Genomic DNA, 3593 nt, shown 5'->3' with positions numbered 1-3593 from the left:
GCGCAGCGCCTGTGCGGCGAGGTGGAGGGCGACCAGGGAGGAGGAGCAGGCGGTGTCGATGGTGACGGCCGGGCCCTCCAGCCCGAAGGTGTAGGCGAGCCGTCCGGACAGCACGCTGCCGGTGCTCCCGGTGCGCAGGTAGCCCTCCAGCTCCTCCGGTGCACGCTGGACCCGACCGGCGTAGTCCTCGTACATCACGCCGGCGAAGACGCCGGTCCGGCTGCCGCGCAGGGCGGCCGGGTCGATGCCCGCGTGCTCGAAGGACTCCCACGCGGTCTCCAGCAGCAGGCGCTGCTGCGGGTCGGTGGCCAGCGCCTCGCGCGGGCTCATGCCGAAGAAGTCGGCATCGAACTCGGCGGCCTGGTGGAGGAAGCCGCCCCGGCGGGTGTAGGAGGTGCCGGAGTGCTCCGGGTCGGGGTGGTACAGCTCGTCGAGGTTCCAGCCGCGGTTGCCGGGGAACTCGCCGATGGCGTCGGTGCCGCTCGCGACCAGCCGCCACAGGTCCTCGGGGGAGGCGACGCCGCCCGGGTAGCGGCAGGCCATGCCGACGATCGCGATCGGGTCCTGGGCGCGGGCGAGGAGTCCCTCGTTCTCGGCCCGCAGCCGCTCGGTCTCCTTGAGCGAAGCGCGGAGCGCGCGGACGATCTTGTCGGTGGACGCGTTGGAAGTCGGGGACGTGCTGGAAGTCATGGTGTTCTGCTCCACAGGCCGGGCTGGTTCAGGACTTGTCGTCGTCGAGCGCCAGCTCGATCAGGTCGTCGAGGTCCATCTCGTCGATGTCCGCGAGATCGGTGCTGCGGCGGGTCTCCGCCGTGGGTGTGCCGGTCGGCTCGGCCGCCAGGCGCAGCAGCGCCTCGGCGAGGCCCGCCTCGCGCAGCCGGGCCGGCGGGATGGCCGCGAGCGCGCGGCGCAGCTCCTCGTCGTCCGCGTCGGCGGGTGAGCCGCCGGTCTCGCCGACGAGTTGCGTCAGCAGGTGCGCGGCGAGCGCCTCCGGCGTCGGGTGGTCGAACAGCAGGCTGGCGGGCAGCCGCAGGCTGGCGGCCGCGCCGAGCCGGTTGCGCAGTTCGATCGCGGTCAGCGAGTCGAAACCGAGTAGGTTGAACGCGGTCTGCCGACCGACCGCGTCCGGCGAGGAGTGGGCCAGGACGGTGGCGACCTCCTCGCGGATCAGGGTGAGCAGGGCGTCCGTCCGGGCCTCTACCGGGAGGGCGGAGATCCGCTCGCGAAGGGGGATCTGCCCGGTGGCTGCCTCGACGGCGCGTCGGGCCGGTGCACGGAGCAGTCCGTTCAGCAGCGCGGGCAGGTGGCCCTCCGCCGCCGCCTCGCGCAGCGGCCGCAGGTCCAGCCGGGCGGGCACCAGCGTCGGCCGGTCCCCGGCGCGCAGCGCCGCGTCGAACAGCGCCAGGCCGTCCTGCTGGTCCAGGGGCGCGATGCCGGTGCGGGCAAGCCGCCGCAGGTCCGCCGCGCCGAGCTCAGCGGCCATGCCGTCCGGGTCGGCCCACAGGCCCCAGGCCAGCGCGAGGGCCGGGCGGCCCTCCGCCGAGCGCAGGTGCGCCAGGGCGTCCAGGAAGGCGTTGGCCGTCGCGTAGTTGGCCTGGCCGGCCGCGCCGAGCGTGCCCGTGGTGGACGAGAACAGCACGAAGGCCGCGAGGTCCTGGTCGCGGGTCAGCTCGTGCAGGTGCCAGGCCGCGTCGACCTTCGGGCGCAGCACGGCGCTCAGCCGCTCCTCGGTCAGCGCGGTCAGCGGTGCGTCGTCCAGGACGCCCGCCGCGTGCACGACGGCGGTCAGCGGGTGCTCGGCCGGAACGGCGGCGAGCGTGCGGGCGAGCTGCTCGCGGTCGGCGGTGTCGCAGGCCGCGAAGTCCACCTCCGCACCGAGGGCGGCCAGTTCGGCCGTCAGCTCGGCCGCGCCGGGCGCCTCGACGCCTCGGCGGCTGACCAGCAGCAGACGGGTGACGCCGTGCTCGGTGACCAGGCGTCGGGCCACGGACCGGCCCAGGGCGCCGGAGGCGCCGGTGAGCAGGACGGTGCCGACCGGGTTCCACGGCTTGGTACCGTCGACGGGCAGTTCGCGGACCCGGGTCAGCCGGGGCGCGTGCAACTCACCGTTGCGGACGGCGAGTTCCGGCTCGCCGCTGTCCAGGGCGTGGGCCAGGAGGGCGGGGGAGAGCTGCGGCTCGTCGTCGAGGTCCAGCAGGACGATCCGGCCGGGGTGCTCCAGTCGCGCCGCCCGGACCATGCCCCAGAGCGGGGCCTGTGCCGGATCAGGACGCTCACCGGGGCGGACGGCCGCCGCGCCGCGGGTCACCAGCACCAGGGTGGTGTCGGCGAGTCGCTCCTCGGCCGTCCAGGACCGCAGCAGCGCGAGGGTCTCGCGGGCGGCGGCGTGGACGACGGCGGGAACATCCAGGTCGGCGTCGGTGGACGGTGCCGGGACCAGGACGGCGTCCGGCAGCTCGGGCGCTACCAGGAGCGCGGCGAGGTCCGGGTGCGCGGCGACAGGCAGGTCGGCCAGGTCGGGGTGGGCCGCGCCGCCGAGCAGGACGCAGACGGGGTTTCGGGAACCGGCGGTCGGCGCGACGGTGGTGGTCCAGTCGACCAGGTAGAGCGAGTCGAGGGCGGTGTCCCCGGCGGCGCGCAGCTGAGCGGCGCGGACCTGGCGGGACACCATCGACCGCACCGACAGCACCGTCCGGCCGTCGCTGTCCGCCAGGGTCAGCTGGGCGTCATCGGGGCCGTTGGGGCGGATCCGGACCCGCAGTTCTGCGGCGTCCCCGGCCGCCTGCAGGGTGACGCCGCTCCAGGCGAACGGCAGCCGGACCGGCGCGGCCGGGTCGGCGGAGTCCGGGATCAGCAGGTGCAGGGCCGCGTCCAGCAGCGCCGGGTGCAGCGCGTAGCCGGCCGCGTCCGTCGGCTGCTCGGTCGGCAGGGTGACCTCGGCGAACAGCTCCTCGCCGCGCCGCCAGGCGGCGGTGACGCCCTGGAACAACGGACCGTAGCCGTAGCCCTGGGCGGCCAGGCGGTCGTAGCGGCCCTCGGTCGGCAGCGGCTCGGCCCCGGCGGGCGGCCAGGCGGCCAGGTCGTCCGCCTCGGCGGTGCTCGGCTCCGATGTGGGCTCGGCCAGGAAGCCGGTGGCGTTGCGCGTCCACGGGGTCTCGTCCGAGGCCTCCTCGGGGCGGGAATGGACGGCGATCCGGCGGCGGCCGGTGGCGTCCCGCGCCTCGACCGACAGCTGCACCTGGACGCCCGTACGGTCCGGGACCGGCAGCGGTGCCTCCAGCGTCAGCTCGTCCAGGACGGGCAGACCGATCCGCGCGCCGACCGAGAGCGCCAGCTCCACGAGCGCGGCGGCGGGTAGCAGTGCGGTGTCGAACACCTCGTGCTCGGCGAGCCAGGGGTGGGTGGCGGTGGAGAGCCGGCCGGTGAAGAGGTGCCTGTCCGAACCGGCCAGCGGGACGGAGGCGCCGAGGAGCGGATGCTCGGTGGCGGCGAGGCCGATGGCGGCGATGTCGCCGGTCTCGGCGGGGAGGTCGAGCCAGTAGTGCTGGTGCTGGAAGGGGTAGGTGGGGAGGTCCGGCAGTGTGTGTGGGGTG

The 3593-nt window shown here is 75.5% G+C and carries 2 protein-coding genes; both read right to left on the bottom strand.

Annotation, left to right across the window (positions count from 1 at the left end):
• On the bottom strand, window positions 1-705 hold a 705-nt coding region (locus ACWC9T_RS41190; RefSeq protein ID WP_449826144.1), incomplete at its 3' end, for a beta-ketoacyl synthase N-terminal-like domain-containing protein.
• A gap of 13 nt (window positions 706-718) precedes the next feature.
• Window positions 719-3593: type I polyketide synthase (locus ACWC9T_RS41185; RefSeq protein ID WP_449826143.1), on the bottom strand; the 2875-nt coding region annotated here is incomplete at its 5' end.

This window comes from Kitasatospora sp. NPDC001159 (assembly GCF_053598235.1).
The sequence above is the reverse complement of the archived record's forward strand: the minus strand, read 5'-3'. Positions and strand labels throughout refer to the sequence as shown.